At 46.9% G+C, this 2,512-nt stretch carries 3 protein-coding genes; all 3 read left to right on the top strand.

All coding sequences use genetic code 11. The annotated features are described in order from the left end of the window. Window positions 1–86: 86 nt before the first annotated feature. Window positions 87–470, top strand: a complete 384-nt coding sequence (gene tnpA, locus CL42_RS15820) for an IS66-like element accessory protein TnpA (protein WP_035270822.1) — start codon at window positions 87–89, stop codon at window positions 468–470. Continuing rightward, complete coding sequence (gene tnpB / locus CL42_RS15815) at window positions 467–802, top strand: IS66 family insertion sequence element accessory protein TnpB (protein ID WP_000618091.1); 336 nt, start codon at window positions 467–469, stop codon at window positions 800–802. The genes tnpA and tnpB overlap by 4 nt, the downstream gene beginning before the upstream one ends. Window positions 803–876: 74 nt before the next feature. Next, a complete protein-coding gene (gene tnpC, locus CL42_RS15810; RefSeq protein WP_035270820.1) occupies window positions 877–2,481 on the top strand; it encodes an IS66 family transposase in 1,605 nt (534 codons plus the stop codon). Window positions 2,482–2,512 lie beyond the last annotated feature (31 nt).

Raw genomic sequence — 2,512 nt, 5'->3', positions numbered from 1 at the left:
GTAAGCGTCCGCTGAACACACCTTCTGAATTCATCCTATAAGCCTTAATTTAGTCCCCACTTAGAAACAAGTGGGGACTTAAATTTATGACTACAAATCATCAGACATCCATCGCATCTCTTGCGAAAAAACGAAGAACATACAGTGCTGAATTTAAACAGCAGATCGTTCAGGCTTGTAAAGCACCGGACGTTTCAATTGCTTCAGTCGCTTTGCAACATGGATTGAATACAAATCTTGTATCCAAATGGATTCGCTTAATTGATGCTAAGCCAGGGAGTGATCGCTCACCACTACCGAATAAACCTGCATTTATTGCCTTATCTTGCTCTGCACCATTAGATCCTACTCCTACTGACATGTTAAAGGTTCAAATTACTTTACCCCACTCAAAAGCAGAAATTGGCTTGAAATGGCAAGTATCAGAAATACCTGCCTTGGCAGAATTACTCAAGGCACTGGCAACATGATCCGCATTGATGAAATCTGGTTGTCTACTCAGCCCATGGACATGCGAGCAGGTATGGATACGACCATGGCTCAGGTGGTGAGAGCCTTTGGCTACATCAAACCGCATTGTGCTTACCTGTTCTGTAATAAACGTGGCCATCGCATGAAAGTACTGGTACATGATGGATTGGGCATCTGGCTGTGTGCCAGGCGGCTGGAACAGGGAAAATTCCACTGGGCTCAAGTTCACCAAGGTGAAACCGTGGCCCTCAGCCCGGAACAGTTACAGGCATTAATCCAGGGTTTGCCCTGGCAGCGCATTGGACGACAGCAGGTGGTCACGATGCTCTAAACCAAGCTCGACCATTCTGCCATCCTCCAAACGTTCTATTTCATTCTCTTCATGACCTCAGGCATACTGCGGTCATGAATACACTGCCTGACTTAAACCAACTGACCCATGAACAACTGCTGGAATTTACCAGACAGTTGGCAATCCAGCATCAGTCTCTGGCACAATCAAATCAAGAATTAGAAAAATCAAACCAACAATTGGATGCCAAAGTTCAACATCTTTCCATTCTCAATCAAAAATACGAGCATGAACTGGCGCTGTTTAAAAAGCACAAATTCGCCCAAAAGAATGAACACTTAACGGCAAAACAAATCCATCTGTGGGACGAAGCGGTTGAAGAAGATATTGCCGCGGTTGATCTAGAACTGGAACGGCTAAATGCAGATAAAACCAATGCAGCGACACACAAAGCCAAAACCAATAAACCTAAACGTCGACTGCTGCCAGATCATCTACACACCATCCGTATTGAGCATGAACCTGCATCAACCCAATGCAGTTGTGGCTGCCAACTCCGTCGTATCGGCGAAGATGTCAGTGAAAAACTACATTTCAGACCGGCACAGTTCTATAAGGAACAGCATGTGCGTGGTAAATGGGTCTGTGATCAGTGTGACACTCTGACTCAGCAAGCGATGCCCGCCTATGTGATTGATAAAGGCATTGCTTCACCTGAACTGCTCAGCCATGTTTTGGTATCGAAATATGCCGATCATTTGCCGCTGTACCGTCAGCGCCTGATCTATCAGCGGGCTGGCATTGATCTGTCCAGATCCACGTTATCTGACTGGATAGGTCGCTGCGGTGTAGAACTGGAACCTCTGGCCAATGCCTTAAAAGAGGTGGTGCTGCAACAGCGGGTGCTGCATGCAGATGAAACACCGGTCACCATCATGCGGATGGGTGAGAATAATAAAAAACCGAAGAAAGGTTATGTCTGGGCCTATGCCACCACACAGTACAATCCAGTTCAGGCGGTGATCTATGACTTTCAGGATAGTCGTTCAGGCCAGCATGCTGCAGAGTTCTTGAAAGGCTGGCAGGGCTATCTAGTCTGTGATGATTACAGTGGTTATAAAGCACGTTTTAAATCAGGCCAGGTGATTGAGGTGGGGTGCATGGCCCATGCACGTCGTAAATTCCATGAACTGCATGTAACTGGGAAAAGTCAGGTTGCTGAACAGGCATTAGTGCTGATTCAGAAACTGTATGCGATAGAAGCAGAGCTCAGGAAAAAGACCGATGGTACAGCGGAAGACCGCCGCGAATACCGACAACAGCATAGTCAACCAGTGATGCAACAACTATATGAATGGCTCAACCAACATCATCTGACAGTGCCATCGAGTTCTCCCACCGCCAAGGCCATCAATTACACTCTGAAGCGTTGGCCAGCTTTAAGCCGCTATCTGGATGATGGCAATCTACCTATTTGCAATAATTGGGTCGAGAATCAGATGCGTCCCTGGGCGTTGGGGCGCAAGAACTGGCTGTTTGCAGGTTCGCTGCGCAGTGGTCAGCGAGCGGCAAACATCATGACGTTAATCCAGTCAGCAAAGCTGAATGGCTTGGATCCGTATGCCTATTTAAGTGATGTGCTGAAAAGGTTACCGACACACAAAGTGACCCAAATTGAAGAATTGCTACCACACCGCTGGAAACCTAAATCGAATTAAAAAATAGGCATGGGGTTCAGCGGACGCTTAC

It is taken from the genome of Acinetobacter sp. Ver3 (assembly GCF_000632455.1).
Lineage (GTDB): Bacteria > Pseudomonadota > Gammaproteobacteria > Pseudomonadales > Moraxellaceae > Acinetobacter.
Note: the sequence above shows the minus strand (reverse complement) of the source record. Positions and strands in the feature narration are given on the sequence as shown.

What these genes read in the sequence shown, in the direction of transcription:
- tnpA (WP_035270822.1), top strand. Translation starts at nt 87, where the DNA reads ATGACTACAAATCATCAGACATCCATCGCATCTCTTGCGAAAAAACGA.
- tnpC (WP_035270820.1), top strand. Translation starts at nt 877, where the DNA reads ATGAATACACTGCCTGACTTAAACCAACTGACCCATGAACAACTGCTG.
- tnpB (WP_000618091.1), top strand. Translation starts at nt 467, where the DNA reads ATGATCCGCATTGATGAAATCTGGTTGTCTACTCAGCCCATGGACATG.